This is a genomic window from Streptomyces broussonetiae (assembly GCF_009796285.1).
GTDB lineage: Bacteria > Actinomycetota > Actinomycetes > Streptomycetales > Streptomycetaceae > Streptomyces > Streptomyces broussonetiae.
Window position 1 is genome coordinate 1,030,118 of sequence record NZ_CP047020.1, and the last position, 15,071, is coordinate 1,045,188.

Annotated in this window: 15 protein-coding genes; 7 read left to right on the forward strand and 8 right to left on the reverse strand. The window is 72.8% G+C overall.

Annotated elements, in window-relative coordinates:
* Positions 1-60: 60 nt before the first annotated feature.
* Genes GQF42_RS04995 through GQF42_RS05005 form a run of 3 tightly spaced genes read left to right on the forward strand, consistent with a single transcriptional unit; the run spans position 61 to position 2,213 of the window.
* Entirely contained in the window at positions 61-1,044 is a 984-nt protein-coding gene (locus GQF42_RS04995; RefSeq protein ID WP_158918010.1) for a TIGR01777 family oxidoreductase, read from the forward strand.
* Positions 1,045-1,054: 10 nt separating this feature from the next.
* A complete protein-coding gene (locus tag GQF42_RS05000) occupies positions 1,055-1,330 on the forward strand; it encodes a hypothetical protein (RefSeq protein ID WP_158918012.1) in 276 nt (91 codons plus the stop codon).
* Positions 1,331-1,343: 13 nt separating this feature from the next.
* Positions 1,344-2,213, forward strand: coding sequence for a class II glutamine amidotransferase (locus tag GQF42_RS05005; protein WP_158918014.1), 870 nt, complete (start codon positions 1,344-1,346; stop codon positions 2,211-2,213).
* 54 nt (positions 2,214-2,267) lie between these two features.
* On the opposite strand, the gene GQF42_RS05010 is transcribed toward GQF42_RS05005, so the two are convergent.
* Positions 2,268-2,633, reverse strand: coding sequence for a hypothetical protein (locus GQF42_RS05010; RefSeq protein ID WP_158918016.1), 366 nt, complete (start codon positions 2,631-2,633; stop codon positions 2,268-2,270).
* A 167-nt stretch (positions 2,634-2,800) separates the two neighbouring features.
* On the opposite strand from GQF42_RS05010, the gene GQF42_RS05015 reads away from it, so the two are divergent.
* The gene (locus GQF42_RS05015; protein WP_233273242.1) at positions 2,801-3,034 is read left to right on the forward strand and encodes a hypothetical protein; all 234 of its coding nucleotides are present in this window, start codon (positions 2,801-2,803) and stop codon (positions 3,032-3,034) included.
* A gap of 68 nt (positions 3,035-3,102) precedes the next feature.
* Here GQF42_RS05015 and GQF42_RS05020 read toward each other — a convergent pair whose 3' ends face one another.
* From GQF42_RS05020 to GQF42_RS47210, 4 genes are all read right to left on the reverse strand, one after another.
* A complete protein-coding gene (locus tag GQF42_RS05020; RefSeq protein ID WP_233273243.1) occupies positions 3,103-4,803 on the reverse strand; it encodes an LCP family protein in 1,701 nt (566 codons plus the stop codon).
* 275 nt (positions 4,804-5,078) lie between these two features.
* Positions 5,079-7,778, reverse strand: a complete 2,700-nt coding sequence (mgtA, locus tag GQF42_RS05025) for a magnesium-translocating P-type ATPase (protein ID WP_158918018.1) — start codon at positions 7,776-7,778, stop codon at positions 5,079-5,081.
* Positions 7,771-8,133: an ArsR/SmtB family transcription factor gene (locus GQF42_RS05030; protein WP_158918020.1), complete on the reverse strand. Its 363-nt coding sequence runs from the start codon at positions 8,131-8,133 to the stop codon at positions 7,771-7,773. The genes mgtA and GQF42_RS05030 overlap by 8 nt, the downstream gene beginning before the upstream one ends.
* A 137-nt stretch (positions 8,134-8,270) precedes the next feature.
* Complete coding sequence (locus GQF42_RS47210) at positions 8,271-9,434, reverse strand: TerD family protein (protein WP_158918022.1); 1,164 nt, start codon at positions 9,432-9,434, stop codon at positions 8,271-8,273.
* Between the two features lie 203 nt (positions 9,435-9,637).
* On the opposite strand from GQF42_RS47210, the gene GQF42_RS05040 reads away from it, so the two are divergent.
* From GQF42_RS05040 to GQF42_RS05050, 3 genes are all read left to right on the forward strand, one after another.
* On the forward strand, positions 9,638-9,904 hold the full coding sequence (locus GQF42_RS05040; protein WP_067050267.1) for a GlsB/YeaQ/YmgE family stress response membrane protein: 267 nt from the start codon (positions 9,638-9,640) through the stop codon (positions 9,902-9,904).
* Between the two features lie 223 nt (positions 9,905-10,127).
* Positions 10,128-10,511: a BlaI/MecI/CopY family transcriptional regulator gene (locus GQF42_RS05045; RefSeq protein WP_158918024.1), complete on the forward strand. Its 384-nt coding sequence runs from the start codon at positions 10,128-10,130 to the stop codon at positions 10,509-10,511.
* An 18-nt stretch (positions 10,512-10,529) separates the two neighbouring features.
* Positions 10,530-11,462 (forward strand): M56 family metallopeptidase, encoded by a 933-nt coding sequence (locus tag GQF42_RS05050; RefSeq protein ID WP_158918026.1) that lies wholly within the window; start codon positions 10,530-10,532, stop codon positions 11,460-11,462.
* A gap of 390 nt (positions 11,463-11,852) precedes the next feature.
* Here the strand turns inward: GQF42_RS05050 and GQF42_RS05055 are convergent, their stop codons facing one another.
* The 3 genes from GQF42_RS05055 to GQF42_RS05065 form a co-directional block, all read right to left on the reverse strand.
* Positions 11,853-13,127, reverse strand: coding sequence for a COG1361 family protein (locus GQF42_RS05055; protein WP_158918028.1), 1,275 nt, complete (start codon positions 13,125-13,127; stop codon positions 11,853-11,855).
* 96 nt (positions 13,128-13,223) lie between these two features.
* Positions 13,224-13,955 carry a family 16 glycosylhydrolase gene (locus tag GQF42_RS05060; RefSeq protein ID WP_158918030.1) on the reverse strand — a complete coding sequence of 244 codons (732 nt, stop codon included), beginning with the start codon at positions 13,953-13,955 and terminating at the stop codon, positions 13,224-13,226.
* Between the two features lie 414 nt (positions 13,956-14,369).
* A complete protein-coding gene (locus GQF42_RS05065; RefSeq protein WP_233273244.1) occupies positions 14,370-15,017 on the reverse strand; it encodes an Rv1733c family protein in 648 nt (215 codons plus the stop codon).
* Positions 15,018-15,071 lie beyond the last annotated feature (54 nt).

Genomic DNA, 15,071 nt, shown 5'->3' on the forward strand with positions numbered 1-15,071 from the left:
CTTTTGAACCCGTTCAAATACAGGACTAGGCTGGGCCCCACTCGCACAAGGGGGCTGTGAATGAACGTGGTTCTGGCCGGGGGAACCGGACAGGTGGGCACGATTCTCGACCGCGCGCTGACGGCGGCGGGTCATGAGGTCACGGTGCTGACCAGGCATCCGCGACGAGAACGCCAGACCGGCTGGGACGGGGTCACGCTCGGCCCGTGGGCCGAGGCGGTCGACGGCTGCGACGTGGTGATCAACCTGGCCGGACGCAGTGTCTCCTGCCGCTACACCCCCGAGAACCTGCGGGCCATGATGGACTCCCGGGTCGACTCCGCACGCGTGGTCGGCGAGGCGATCGCCGCGGCCGCACGGCCACCGCGGGTCTGGCTGCAGATGAGCACCGCGACGATCTACGCCCACCGCTTCGACGCGGCGCACGACGAGGCGACGGGCGTGATCGGCGGCTCGGAGACCGGGGTGCCGGACTACTGGGGCTTCAGCGTCGAGATCGCGCGGAACTGGGAGCGCGCGCAGCACGAGGCGCCGACGCCGGCGACCCGCAAGGTGGCGCTGCGCTCGGCGATGGTGATGAGCCCGGACCCGGGCGGCGTCTTCGACGCCCTGCTGGGGCTCGCCCGGGTGGGGCTCGGGGGACCCGTCGCCGGTGGCGCGCAGTACGTCTCCTGGATCCATGACGAGGACTTCGTCCGCGCGGTGGAGTTCCTGATCGACCGCGCCGACATCGACGGACCGGTCAACCTCGCCACCCCCGGCCCGCTGCCCCAACGGGACTTCATGCGCACGCTGCGCGCCGCCTGGGGCGTCCCGGTCGGGCTGCCCGCGACGCGCTGGATGGCGGAACTGGGCGCGTTCGCGCTGCGCTCGGACACCGAACTGCTGCTCAAGAGCCGCCGGGTGATACCGGGTCGGCTCCGGGAGGCCGGGTTCTCCTTCACCCATCCCACCTGGGAGTCGGCCGCCGCGGACCTCGTCCAGCGAGCCCCCGGAGGGCTGCGCCGGCCTGGCCGCGCGACCGCTCACGGGGGTCGCCGATGAGTTCGACGAGGTGACGGCCGCACCCGTGCTGTCCGGCTGCGACGGCCGGTGCCGCTCCGGCGACCGGCACCGGCCGTTCCTCCCGCTCCCGCTCACGGACCACGTCGCGGCACTCCGTTGCGCCCTCGGCGCCGAAGAGCTGTCCGCTCCGGTCGACTTCACGACACCCCAGCCGGCGACGATCGGGAAGGTGATCCGGGCGCAGGGCCGGGTGCGGGAACGTCCGGCGCGCGGGACCATGGTCGTCCAGCCGCAACGGTGCCGGGGCTCGGCAGAGGACCGGTGACAAGGAGGACGTCGTGTGCCGACTGTTCGGACTGATCAGCTCCCCCCACCGCACCCACGCCACGTTCTGGCTGCTCGACGCACCCGACAGTCTCAGCGCGCAGAGTCACCGCGAGCCCGACGGCACCGGGCTCGGGTACTTCGACGCGGACGGTACACCGCAGGTGCACAAGGCCCCGATCGCCGCCTATGAGGACCGCGCCTTCGCCCAGGAAGCCCGGGAGGTCGAGTCGGCCACGTTCCTCGCCCACATCCGCTACGCCTCGACCGGAGGCCTGGACGTGCGCAACACCCATCCCTTCGTACAGGAAGGGCGGTTGTTCGCGCACAACGGTGTGATCGAGGGGCTCGACGCCCTCGACCGCCACCTGGGCGAGGACCTCTCGCTGGTGCACGGCGACACCGACTCCGAGCGCTTCTTCGCCCTGATCACGCGCGAGACCACGGCACATGGCGGTGACGTGTCCGCCGGCCTCGTGTCCGCCGCGCGCTGGGTCGCCGAGCACCTTCCCCTGTACGCCCTCAACGTCATCCTCATCACCGCCCACGAACTGTGGGCCCTGCGCTATCCCGCCACCCACGAGCTGTACGTCCTGCGGCGCCCGGCCGGCGGCCAGCACGGAACCCGGCATCTGGACCACGTCGGCCGCGACGGCCATCTGCGCGTACGGTCGGCGCGGCTCGGCGCGCTCGCCTCCGTCGTCGTGGCCAGCGAGCCCATGGACGAGAACCCGCTGTGGCGGCTCATGGATCCCGGCGAACTGCTCCACGTGGGCCCCGACCTGCACCCCACGTCCCACATCGCCCTGCCCGACCCGCCGGCTCGCCCCCTCGCGCTGGCCGACCTGGCGCCCACCGCAGCCGCCTCCCAGCAGCCGGCGTAGCGGTGACACCGGCCTGGCGCTCCTCCTTCTTTCACCGGGTCGCCCGACCCGGCCTCAGGCCCGGTCGGTCAGGTCCTCCGCGTACACCTGTGACAGCGGCTGGGGGCCGACGTACTGCTGGCAGTTGCACTCGCCGGCCTCGTAGCGCAGCGGCTTCTTGTTCTCGTCCCACGCCGTCGGGACCTCGACGCGCTCGTGACAACGGCCCTGCTTGTCGTGTTTGGCAAGGTGATGGGTGCACCCGCAGACCGGTTCCGGCGTCTGGTGCGCCGTTTCCACGGCAAGGCGGTCCTGCCGCGCCGCCTCCATCAGCTCGAGTTTCCGTTCGTGCCGGTTGCGCAACGCGGTGCGCAGGGTGTCGGCGAGCCAGGCGAACCCGCCCGTCCAGAAGAGAATCAGCACCCACCAGACCCAGTCCATCGGTCACCCTCTCCCCCTGTGCGGCCTCGTGGACGCGAGGCCGCTTCCGGCGCCGCCACCGGGCACATGACCAGCGACGCATCCCGCTCAGGATAGACGCGTTCAATCCGGGCACCGGTGACAGGCGTCACCGGATCAAAACTTGCGCAACCCTTAAACTGTCCGCCGTGGAGACTACCGAAGTGACGGGTTGGGAGACGGCGCGGCTGGACGGCGGTCCGGCGGACGGACTGCGCATGAAGGTCTCCGGGCGACCGCGCGTGATCCAGGTGACGTACCCCTGCAAGGTGGAGGCAGCCGCGCCCGACGGCGTGCACGCGGAGGCGGTGTACGTCTACCGCCGCGACTACGCCGTGTCCGACGAGCCCCTGCGGTACGGCTACGACATCGCCAGTCCCTGACCGGCGCGCGCCGGACACCTCCCGGCCGACCGGGAGGTGTCTCGTCCTGCGGGGCCCGGCTCCGCCTCTCAGGAGTCCGAGTCGGGTACGTTCTTCGCCGCCGCGTACGCCTGTGCCGGTGTCATCGGCACCCCGTTGAGGTTCACCGTCCGGTACTGGCTGACCTGGGCACAGCTCTTGGCCTCGTCGGCGGTGGAGGCGTGCGCGTTGGAGACCGCGGCGTGCGTGTCGGCGGGCGCCGGCGAGGACGTGCCGCCGGGGAAGCTCGTGCCGCTCGGCCAGTCGGCGCCGATCACCAGGGTCAGGCCCGTACCGGTGCCCTGCTTCAGGTGCGAGGAGGACAGGCCGAGCGCCTTGGCGACCGTCTGCGCCTGCGCCTTCTGACCGGTGCCGTAGGTCAGTGTGGTCGCCGCGGAGGTGGGGGCGCCGTGCGTGACCGTGGCGGAACCGAAACCCTGGTCCGTCAGGGCGGCTGCGACGTCCGAGGCCCGGCCGGGGATCGTGGTGCCGTTCCCCACGGTCACGGCGAGCTGCGACGCGGGCACCGCCGAGGCGGTGGGCTTCGCGGTCGCCGAGGCCGCCGCCGACTTCCCGCCCGAACCGGTCGTCAACGACTGGTCGTTGGCGATGGTGGAGAACAGCGTCTTCGCACCCGGGCCGATGACCAGACGGTTGCTGTCGGTGGGGTCGGGGGCCGTCTGCATCGTCGTGAACGTCATCCGCTTCGTCGGCACCTTGTTCACGTCCGAGGCGAGCGAGATCAGCTTCTTCACCGTCCCCAGACCGTCGTCCACCGTCAGCGCCTTGGTGGCCGCGTCGGCCAGGCCGTAGACCGCCGTCGGGTCGGTCAGCGTGCCCGCGCTCTTGAACTTGCGGATCATCGCGCTGAGGAAGATGTGCTGGGTCGTGGTGCGGCCGAGGTCACTGCCGTCGCCGAAGCCGTGCCGGGAGCGGACGAACTCCAGCGCCGCATCGCCCTTGAGGGTGTGGCCGCCCTTGGACAGCTTCAGGTGCGAGTAGGTGTCGTAGACGTCGTTGCTGACGCAGACGGAGACACCGCCTATCGCGTCGGACATCTTCACCACGCCGGAGAAGTCGAGCTTGACGAAGTGGTCGATGGGGATGCCGGTGAGCTGGTGGACGGTGGCCACCTGGCAGGCGGGGCCGTACTGCAGCGCGCTGTTGATCTGGCCGTAGTAGCCGTTCGTGGACTGTTTGGTCTCGCTGTCGGTGCAGGCGGGCACCTTGGTCATGGTGTCGCGCGGGATGCTCATCACGGTGGCGTTGGAGCGGTCGGCGGATATGTGCAGCACCATCTCCACGTCGGCGTTGCTGCCGGTCTGCACACCGGTCTTGGAGCAGCCGCCGCCGAGCTTGCAGTCCTCCGCGCTGGTACGGCCGTCCGAGCCCATGACCAGGATGTTGATCGGGGTGCGGCCGAAGGCGTCGGCCTTCTCGGTGCCGCCCTTGCCGTCCAGCGAGAGGCTGTGGATGTTGCCGTTCAGGTGCTCGTAGAACCACCAGCCCGCACCGGCCGTGACCACGATGACGACCGACATGCCTATGCCGAGGATCTTCAGCACCCGTTTGCCGCGCCCCGCCGGACGGGCCCGGCGTCCGCGCTTGGAGCCGCGCTTACGGGCGGCCTCCCGGGCCGCGGCCCTGCCGCCCTGACGTGTGCCGTCGGGCTCGGCCGCGCGCTGCCCGGGTACCCGTGCGCTGCGGCTCCGCGTGGCCTGGCCGGCGGGGCCGTCCCACGGGTCGCTCATCTCCCACTCCCATGAACGGTCGGGCCCGTCAGTCCGGGCCGTGGGGTGTCCACGGCCAGGCCTGCGCGGCGGTGTACGGCAGGCGGAGCGCACTGCTCCACCTTGCTTGCATGGTTGCGCAATCTAACAAACCTGTGGCCCGAGCAGCGCCGATACACACGCAATTCACAGGTCAGGCACCTGATGCAACCGTGTGCGCACCTGGGACGGCACGGGAGGCGGAGTGTACGCCTCCTGGTTAAGAACAACGCAGGGTGTGTGTTCGCAGACTCCCGTCACCGGCGTCCCGACCGCACGGACACACCTCGACCGCGCGAATACCGCGCCCTGGCCACCAGCAGGCCCGCGGCGTACAGGGCCAGGACCGCGGTCAGCAGGGCGTAGTAGAGGACCGGCAGGGGCCTGAGGCCCAGTGCCGGTCCGAGCGGGGAGGGCGGCACCACCAGGCCGATGACGGCCAGGGCGATGGCAGCCCAGGCCACCGGGCCGGGCCGGCGTCCCCGCGCACCATGACCGCCGGCGCGCAGCAGCACCATCACCAGGGCCTGGGTGAGCAGGTTCTCGGTGAACCAGCCGGAGTGGAACACCGCCTCGTCGCCACCCGGCCCCAGTCCGTGCAGGGCGAGCGCCAGGACGACGAAGGTGGCGAGGTCGGCGACGGCGTTGAGCACACCGAATCCAACGATGAACCGCAGCAGGTCACGCGGGCGCAGCACGGTCGGACGGCGCAGCACCGCGGCGGGCGGCCGGTCCTGGGCGAAGGCGAGCTGAGCGGCGTCGAAGCACAGGTTCTGGGTGAGGACCTGGGCCGGGAGCATCGGCAGGAACGGCAGCAGCAGGCCCGCGGAGAGCATCGCGATCACGTTGCCGAAGTTGGAGGAGAGCGTGACACGCAGATAGGTGGCGATGTTGCCGCTTGCGTGCCGGCCCGCACGGACGGCGTGGGCGACGCCGGTGAGGTCCTTGCGGGCGAGCACCACATCGGCGCTCTCACGGGCCACGTCGGCGGCGTCGCGCGGGGCGATGCCGACGTCGGCGGCGCGCAGGGCGGGCAGGTCGTTGACGCCGTCACCGAGGAAGCCGACGGTGTGCCCGGCGGAGCGCAGGGCCTGGATGATCCGGGCCTTGTGCTCGGGTGTACAGCGCGCGAAGACGGTCGTACGGGCGGCCAGGCCGGACAGTTCGCCGTCGGTGAGGGTGTCGGTGCCGCCGACGTCGAGCACGTCGGTCCCGGTGAGGGGGATGCCGAGGTCGCGGCAGGCGCGGGCGGCCGTGCCCGGGTGGTCGCCGGTGAGGACCTTGACGGCGACACCACGGTCGGTGAGCACCTGCAGGGCGTCGGCGGCGGTGGGCGCGAGCGCGTCCCGCAGCGTGATCAGGCCCCGGAAGGTCAGCCCGCGTTCGTCGGCCGGGGTGTAGCCGCGGGTACGGGCGGGGCGCTCCGCGGTGGCGACGGCCAGGACGCGCAGCCCGTCGTCGGCGTGCCGGCCGGCGTGTGCGTGCAGGCGCTCGCGCTGCTCGTCGGTGAGCGCACAGCGCTCCAGGACGGCCCGGACGTCACCCTTCACGACCAGGGTGTGGACGCCGAGGCGGCCGGGGGCGCGGACGACGGCGGTGGCGAGGCGGCGGACCGGGTCGAAGGGGACGGCCGCCACACCGTCGTACGCCAGGAGCGCGTCCTCGTCGGCCGTGTCCAGGACGGCCTCGTCGAGGGCGTCGGGTTCGGGCAGGTCGGCGAGTTGGAGGGTCCACCACGCGTTGACGGCGGCCCAGTGCAGTACGGCGGGCTCCGCCTGCCCGTCGGGTCCCAGCGAGCGGTGCACGACCGGCCGGTCCCGGGTCAGCGTGCCGGTCTTGTCGAGGCAGAGCACGTCGACGGCGCCGACGTCGTGCAGCGCGGGCAGCCGTTTGACGATCACGCCGTGCGTGCGGGCGAGCAGCGTGGCCCCGCGGGCCAGACAGGTGGTGACGAGGACCGGCAGCATCTCCGGGGTGAGCCCGACGGCGACGGCGACGGCGAACGGCAGCGTCTCCAGACCACGGTCGCGCAGCGCCGCGTTGGCCATCAGCACCAGCGGCGGGGTCAGCAGCATGAAGCGGATCAGGATCCAGGACACGCCGTGGACGGAGCGGTCGAAGGCGCTCGGCTCCCGGTCCGTGGCGGTGGGACCGTGTGCGGTGGCGAACCGGGTTCGCGCGCCGGTGGCGGTGACGACCGCGGTGGCGCTGCCGGAGGCGACACTGCTGCCCTGGAAACACCACTGCGGCTGCTGGAACGCCCCCGGCACGACGGGAACGGGGACAGCACCGTCGGTGCCACGCGGTGTGTCGTCCGCGGACTTGGGGACGGGAGCGGACTCCCCGGTCAGCGCGGACTGGTGCACGGTCAGACCGCCGGCCCGCAGCAGGCGCACGTCCGCCGGGACCAGGTCACCCGGGGCGAGTCGGATCACGTCTCCCGGAACCAGCTCGTCCACCGGGAGTTCGCGGCTCGTGGGCGGCGCATCCTCCTCGGCGCGGCGCAGCACCGTGGCGGTGGTGGCGACGAGTTCGCGCAAGGCGGCCGTGGACCGGTCGGCGCGGTGCTCGCCGGTCGCCCGCAGCACGCAGCTCACCGCGACGAGCAGGAGGATCACGGAAGCGGTCCCCCAGGCGCAGACCACGGCCGAGACCAGTCCGAGGCAGAGCAGGACGGCGGTGAACGGGTCGCGCGCACTGCGGACGAACAGCCGTGGCCAGGAGGCCTCCTGGCGGGCCGGAAGCACGTTCCCGCCGTGCCGGGCGAGCCGTTGCTCGGCCTGTGCCTCGGTCAGCCCGCGCGGGCCGGTGTCCAGCTCGCGCAGCACCTCGAGCAGGGTTGGTCCGCCCGTCTCGACGGGGGACGGATCGGCCGCCGGGGCCGCGCCGATCGCCGTCGCGGCACCGGCAGCGGGCCCTTGGGCGTCCTGTCCCGCGGGCGCGGCGCTCTCAGCCACCGATCCCGCGCAGGCGGTGGACGGGGGCGGAGGCGTGCTGCGAGCGCGCGGTCAGCTGGCTCACCATCACCCGGACCAGGGTGACCACGTCGGGGTCGTCGATGTAGTAGACCTGCCGTCGGCCCTCGCGGCGCGAGCGGACGAGTCCGGCGAGCTTGAGCTTCGCCAGATGCTGGCTGACCGCGGGCAGCGCGCCGCCCACCCGGTCGGCGAGATGCGTGACATCGCTCTCGCCCTGGGACAGGGCCCACATCAGGTGCAGCCGGGCGGAGGATGCGAGCAGCCCGAACGCCGCGGCGGCCTCTGCCAGCACCTCGGCGGGCGGGTCCTCGAAGCCACCGGCGATCTCCGTCACAGCCCTCTCCCGTCCCCGCCCTCGTCACAGCCGCCACATATGTGCCCACCCAGTGTAGGCGTCCGGTCCGGGCCGCCGTGCGCCACCGGGGACGGGCCGGGGGCGCACGGGTACACGGGGACCCGGGGCGGGCCGGGTCAGTCCTCGTAGAAGTTGTTCACCTCGACGTCCGGTTCGTCGTCGTCGAACGCCTCGTTGAGCAGCGCGCCGCCGATGAGACCGGCCGCTCCGGCACCGATGAGCGCGCCGGTGCCGAAGCGCCGGCCACCGCCCTGCTGGTGATGGTCGTGGTGGTCGGCGTACGGCTCCGCGTAGCCCTGCTGAGGATATCCAGGCTGCGGGTAGCCCTGCTGCGGGTAGCCCTGCTGCGGGTAGCCCTGCTGCGCGGGCTGCGGGTAGCCCTGCTGGGGCGGCGTGTAGAACGGCGGAACCGTGGTCTGCACGCGCTGTGCGCAGCCGCCGCAGGTCTGGACGGGCCGGGGCACACCCCACTGCGGGGACCAGGTCACGGTCGTGATGCCCGGGCCGTGGTTGGGGTCGAAGAAGCAGGTCACGGTGGAACTCCCGGTGGGTTGCGGGGATACGGGGAACGCCGGGGCCGGCGAAGCGGCGACCAGTGGCTTGGGTGGGACGGACGGCGCGGGTGGCGCCACGCTCGTCCGCGGCGCGTCGGCCGGGCCGGCCTGGCTGGGTGCCGGGCCGGGTTCCGGGCTCGGCGCCGGGCCCGGTGACGTCTCCTGGAGCACGGTCACGCCGTAGTCGGTGGCGATGCCGGCGAGGCCCGTGGCGTAGCCCTGGCCGATCGCGCGGAACTTCCATTCCGCGCCGTGCCGGTACAGCTCGCCGAGGACCAGCGCGGTCTCGGTCGACAGACCGCCGGACGCGAGGTCGTAGCGGGCGAGTTCGATACCGCCGTCCTGGTCGAGGACACGGATGTGCGCGCGGTGCACCTGGGCGAAGGTCTGGCCCCGGCTCGCGCCGTCGTACAGGGACACGAGGAAGACGATCTTCTCGACCTGGGCCGGGACCCGGGTCAGGTCGACCTGGATCCGCTGGTCGTCACCCCCGGCGGGGGCGCCCCCGCCACCGTGGCGGACCGAACCGTCGGGGCTGGTGAGGTTGTTGAAGAAGACGAAGTGCTCATCGGACAGCACCTGCCCGGACCGGTCGCAGAGCAACGCGGCCGCGTCCGGCTCGTATCCGGTGTTCGCCTGCCAGCCCAGCCCGACCGTCACCGCAGTCAGGCCGGGGGCCTGCTTGCTCAGCGACACATTGCCGCCCTTGGTCAGGGACACACTCATCCACGTCCTCCGCAGCCGCTCACGTTTCCGGCATCCATCTCGATCAACGCCACCGGGGCCCTCCCGGTTCCCCAGTTGCGCAATGTCTTAATCATGTAGCAGAACCTCGACGGGTCATCACCAGGGGTCGGTACCGCTTGTACTGGACATCCCAACCACCCCTAGGCTTGCGCAAACACGCAATCCGACTGGAGGACAACACCGTGGGCATCATCGGCTGGATCATCCTCGGCCTGGCCGCCGGAGCCATAGCGAAGGTGCTGCTGCCGGGCCGTGACCCGGGCGGCCTCATCGGCACCACCGTCATCGGCATCGCGGGCGCCTTCATCGGCGGCTGGCTTTCGGCCCGCTTCCTCGACCGCCCGGTGGAGAAGCACTTCTTCGACCTCTACACCTGGGGTGCGGCGATCGGCGGCTCCCTGGTGCTGCTCATCGGTTACCGCATCCTCTTCGGCAACTCCCGCGACTGACCCCGCTCTTGGGGCCGGCCGCCCGGACAGGGGAACACCCACGGCTCTTCCCTCCACACCCGCGATCGGTTCGGCTCCGTCGTCCCCGACCCGCCTTCCGGACTCGCCTGAAATCTACAGCACTGTAGAAGAAAATGGGCCGTGCGGCACGGCCGTCACATGCGGATCTGTACGATGTGACGTTCCTCCGGCACGAGTGGGCGGGGCAGAAGGGAGACAGCCGGTGACGGACCCCGATCCGCGCCGTCGGCGCAGGGCGCAGGGCGCACTGGAGACACAGGTGCTCGCGGCGCTGCACGAGGCCGGGGGCCCGGTGACCGCCGGCTGGGTGCAGGAACATCTGGCCGCCGGTCTCGCCTACACGACCGTGATGACGGTCCTCGCCCGACTGCTGGCGAAGAACGCCGTGACCCGTCGGCGCGAGGGCAGGTCGTTCGTGTGGCTGCCCGCCGCCGACGAGGCGGGGCTCGCCGCCCTCAAGATGCGCAAGGTGCTCGACGGCGAACAGGACCGCCGTGCGGTGCTGGCCCGGTTCATCACCGCCCTGCCGGAGGGCGACGAGCAGCTGCTGCGCGAACTGCTGGACCAGGCCGCGGACGAGAGCTGAGGACGAGACCGAGCGCACATGGGAATCTTCGTCCTCCTTCCTCTGGTCCTGCCGCTCACGGCGTGGCCGGTCGCCCGCCTGGCCGAGCAACGCCTGCACCCGCGCACCGCGACCGTCCTGCTGACCTGGGTGGCCACGGTCATGGCGCTGTGCAGCACGGTGTGTCTGGGGCTGCTGGTGGTGGTCGGCACGGCCCAACTGCCCGGCAATCCCCTGCCGGACGGCTGGTCGGACCCCGAGGTGCGCGAGAGCGTGCCCCGGCACGAGGTCGCGGGGAAGGCCGCGATCCCCGCGCTGCTCGCGGTCGTCGCCGCCTGCGGCCGGGCGCTGCTGCGTCACCGCCGGGTACGACGCCGGGCCCACGCGGCGCTGAGGGGACTGCCGTCCACCCAGGTCGCCGTGCTGCCCGACGACCGGCCGTACGCCTATGCGCTGCCCGGCGGACCGCGCGACCGGATCGTGGCGTCCACGGCCATGCTCGGCTGCCTCGCCTCCCGGGAACGGCGCGCGCTGTTCGCCCATGAGCGGGCCCACCTCGCCGCCCGCCACCACCGGCACCTGCTGCTGATCCAACTCGCCGCGCGCGCCAACCCGTTCCTGTGGCCGCTGCGGACGGCGGTCGCCTACACCGCGGAGCGCTGGGCGGACGAGGAGGCCGCCCGGGCCGTCGGCAGCCGCAAGGCCGTCGCGCGCGCGATCGGCACCGCGGCGCTCGTCTCCCGCGCCACCCCGGCACCGACACTCGCCGCCCTGGCCGCCCCGGGCCCGCTGCCCCGCCGGGTCGCCGCCCTGCTGGCTCCGGCACCGAGCGCCCGCACCTGGCCGTCCGTCTTCACTGCCGTGGGCCTGGCCCTGTGGACCGCGGCCACCGGAGCCGCGCTCTCCGCGATGTTCTCGGCCACCTCTGCGCTGACGCTCCTGCTCCTGCTGCGCGCGGCGACGCCCCTCTGAGCAGGCGTCGCCGACTCGGCGCGTGCCGTCGCCTGCCCCTGCAGGCGGACCGGGTGACGGCGACGGGAGGCGCCGCGCGCCGCGTCCAGCTGCACGATCAGGCCGGTCCTGCCGGCGCCGCAGTGGGCCACGAGGGCCTACGGCGGCACCGCTCCCGGCGCCCGCGCCCCGGCAGCTGCCCCGGCACGGTGTGGACCCGCCACGGCGTGGACCCGCCACGGCGTGGGCCCGGCACGGCCGCCCGCGGCGGCGTGGGCCCGGCACGGCGTGAACCCGCCACGGCCGCCCGCGGCGGCGTGGACCCGGCACGGCGTGGACCCGGCACGGCCGCCCGCGGCGGCGCACGCCCGGAGCGTCGCGGCTGCCGCTACGGCCCGGTGCTCGGCCCGGTCACTTCCCGGTGGTCCGGCGGCGTACCGCCCACAGTGCCAGACCGCCGATCGCTGTCGCTCCCACCGCGGCTCCGGCCAGCAGCGGCATGCCGTCGCTGCCGGTGGCGGCGAGGATGCCGTCGCTGCCGGCGGTCCCGGAGGTGTCCGACGCCGAACCCGCCGTGCCGGACGCCGAACCCGCCGTACCCGTGCCGCCCGACGTGCCGGTGCCGCCGGTCGTACCCGTGGTACCCGTCGCGCCGGAGCCGCCGGTGGTCCGGCCGTGCGGGTCGTTGCCCCGGCCGCCGGTGCCGGAACCGCCGGCACCGGAACCGCCGCCGGTCGTGGTCCCACCGGAGGTGCCGGTGCCGGGCTCGCCGCCGCCGGTCACGTCCACGTTCAGGTACGCCGTGTCGTTCGCCGGGTTCTTGTCGAAGGCCGGGCGGACGCCGTGGACCGAACTGACCGTCACCTCGCCCCTGGTGTCCTTGGCGTTCTTCGCGATCCGGAGGACGAAGCCGTAGTCGAGGAACTGGTCGGCGTCGATGGTGTGGTCGGCGGGCGCGCACACATACGTGGAGTGGCCCGGCGCCGACGGTCCGGTCGGGCCGTCGGTCCCGAACGGCGCGCAGTCCGCGGGTACTTCGACGGCGACGGTGCCCGACGGGATCCGTACCTTCAGGGCCGGCTGGTCGTCGCCCTCCTGCTGCCGGATCCAGCCGGGGCCGTCGTTGCGCAGCGTCGCGGTGACGGTCACCCGGCTGCCGGGCCCGCCCTCCGCCAGGTCGCCCTGCGCCAGGAGGTCGGCCGTGCTGTCCGCGGTCAGGGCCAGCCGCCGGTAGCTGTCGTCGAAGCCGCCTGTCGGGGTCTCGCCGGTGGGGCTCGTGCCGTACTCGACGGCCTCCATGAGCGCCTTGGGCAGCGCCTTGAACCGGACCGGGGCGGTCACCGAGGCGCCGGGGTCGATCACGGTGTCCACCTTGCACAGCGCCTGCCGGACCTGGTCGGCGATGGTCGAGTACACGCAGCCGTCGGCGTGCTGCGGGAAGTCGAGCCCGCGGGTCAGCCGGATCCGGAAGGTGAATCCGTGCGCGGGCGCGGTGCCCTTGTTGGTGACCGTGACGGACCGGTCGTACACCTCGCCCGGCTTGGGGGCGGCGCTCGGCAGGGCCGAGACCACCAGATCGGGGCTTGCCTCGTCCGCGTGCGCCACGGGTACGGCGAACACGGGTACGCCGATGCCGATCGCGGCGGCGGCCACGCATGCCGCCGTGGGACGGAGGGCTGAGCGCACGGTGAATCTCCTCCACGCAGAGAACAGGTCATGACCGGCCTGTCGGTCGGCCGATCATGTACTGGACACGCGGAGGCACCCGAGGGTTGTAGTGGTTCAGTGATCTTTGTGATCAAGATCTGATCGGCCGTGGCGACGTACGACGAGGCTGCTCACCTCGTACGTCATCTCCGTCGTCCCCGGAGCGGGGGCCGGGTGGTAACGGCCCGCGGACACCGACAGGTTGACGATCAGGCAGGCATGCCAGCCCTGTCCCACGCCCCGGCCGTCGGCGAAGGCCCGGACGCCGTTCACCGACCAGTCGACGGAGCGGGCCCCGAACTCGGTGCGCAGGTCGACCCAGGCCCCGGGGCCGATGGCGGTGTCCCGGAAGTAGTGGCCGGTGCCGCGGACGTGGTTGCCGAACTCCAGGAGGTCCGGATGTTCGGGGTGGTACTCGAACACGTCGATCTCCTGGTCGCCGTCGCGCCAGGTCCAGATCGCCGGCCACGCCCCGACCTCACGGGGCAGCCGTACCCGAGCCTCGAGCACGTCTCCCGACCGGACGGTGAAGGCCTCCTCACTGCCCTCGGTCGTCAGCAGTCCCGTGTCCCAGTAGCCGTCGCGCCGCCGGGTGGCCCTGAAGACGCCGGAGCGGGAGTAGGAGGCGTCGGACACCAGGTGATCGAGTTTGTCGTCACCCGGGTTGACCGGGCCGCCGCCCGGATACGCCCAGGAGCGGCCCGCCACCCACTGCCGGGCGGAGGTGAAGTCCGCCGCGAACACGACCGGGGGCGGGGAAGGGGAGCGGTGGGCCGGGAGCGGGTCACCCGGAGCCGGTTTTTCCATGCCCGATGTCTCACCGGCCCGGGTCCGGTCATGCGCCCGGGCCCCGGCCGGACACGAGGACAACCCTTTCGGGTGACAGCGCCCCGAATCCTTGCCCATGGGGCGGTGCTCGCACCTGCCCACGGGGCGGGACTGCCTCCTCGGTGCTCTGCCTCCTGGTGGACGGACGGTTTCCGTGGTGTGCTGGTAGTGGCGGGAAGGACCGAGACAGACGCGGAGAAGCGGCCCGCAGCCGTGCACCGCGCAATCCGGATCCGCGAGAAGCGGGTGGCCCTTCCCGCCCTGTCGTTGCCCGGCGCCGCTGGTTCCTCGCATGCCCCGGTGCTGGCCCGCGCCGGTCTCACGGTCTCACGCCGGCGTGTTCTCCCCGGCTGTCCCCCGGTGATCCGCCCTGTGGTCCGGTGCCGCGCCTGGTCAGCCTCGTCCGCCGCTGAGGTTGCCCCAGCGGGGGCCTATCTGCTTCCACTCCTCGTCCCACTCGGCCATGCGCCGCCGGATGAGCCGGGCGCGGACACCCCACCCGGCGAGCCAGACCGCCGCGCCGGCCGACGGGGCGACGAGGGCGCCGGTGAGAGCCGCCTGCAGGTCGGCCGCGGCCCCGGCGATGGGCGGTGACACGATGCGGCCCGCGCTGTTCGTCCAGGCCGCGACCCGGGAGCCCGCGGGCTCGCCCGGGACCACCTTCGCGCGGTCGGTGTGCACCTTTCCGCGCGGGTCCGTCCAGCGCACGGTGGCCCAGACCCGTCCGTCGTCGTAGCCGGTCCCCGAGGCGGAGGTGCGCGCCGCGTCTTCGGTGAGCACGGCCGGGACCTCGTGCACCTGGGCCCGGCGGGCGGAGTACGACGATTCGGCGCTGTGTGCCGCCACGAGGCCGGCGCCGGCTCCGCAGAGGACCGCGGCTACCCAGGTCGCGAGGATGATCCAGGCCTCGACGACATCACTGTGCCGGCGCAGCGGGTTGCGCCGCCACCGCCACAGCCGCACCGGGGTGACCGTCGAGGGAGGTGTCCGGGCCATCGTCACCGCCTCCTCTCCACCGTGCCGGACGGGCTGGAGTGCCACCACTCCATCGTGCACCTCAATCCGGATCGAGGCGGGGTGGGGGCGGAAGAGGCT

Excerpts from the sequence above, each read along its gene's own strand:
- GQF42_RS05050 (WP_158918026.1), top strand. The coding sequence starts at position 10,530 with ATGGGAATCTTCGTCCTCCTTCCTCTGGTCCTGCCGCTCACGGCGTGG.
- GQF42_RS05060 (WP_158918030.1), bottom strand. The coding sequence starts at position 13,955 with ATGGAAAAACCGGCTCCGGGTGACCCGCTCCCGGCCCACCGCTCCCCT.
- GQF42_RS47210 (WP_158918022.1), bottom strand. The coding sequence starts at position 9,434 with ATGAGTGTGTCCCTGACCAAGGGCGGCAATGTGTCGCTGAGCAAGCAG.
- GQF42_RS05010 (WP_158918016.1), bottom strand. The coding sequence starts at position 2,633 with ATGGACTGGGTCTGGTGGGTGCTGATTCTCTTCTGGACGGGCGGGTTC.
- GQF42_RS04995 (WP_158918010.1), top strand. The coding sequence starts at position 61 with ATGAACGTGGTTCTGGCCGGGGGAACCGGACAGGTGGGCACGATTCTC.
- GQF42_RS05020 (WP_233273243.1), bottom strand. The coding sequence starts at position 4,803 with ATGAGCGACCCGTGGGACGGCCCCGCCGGCCAGGCCACGCGGAGCCGC.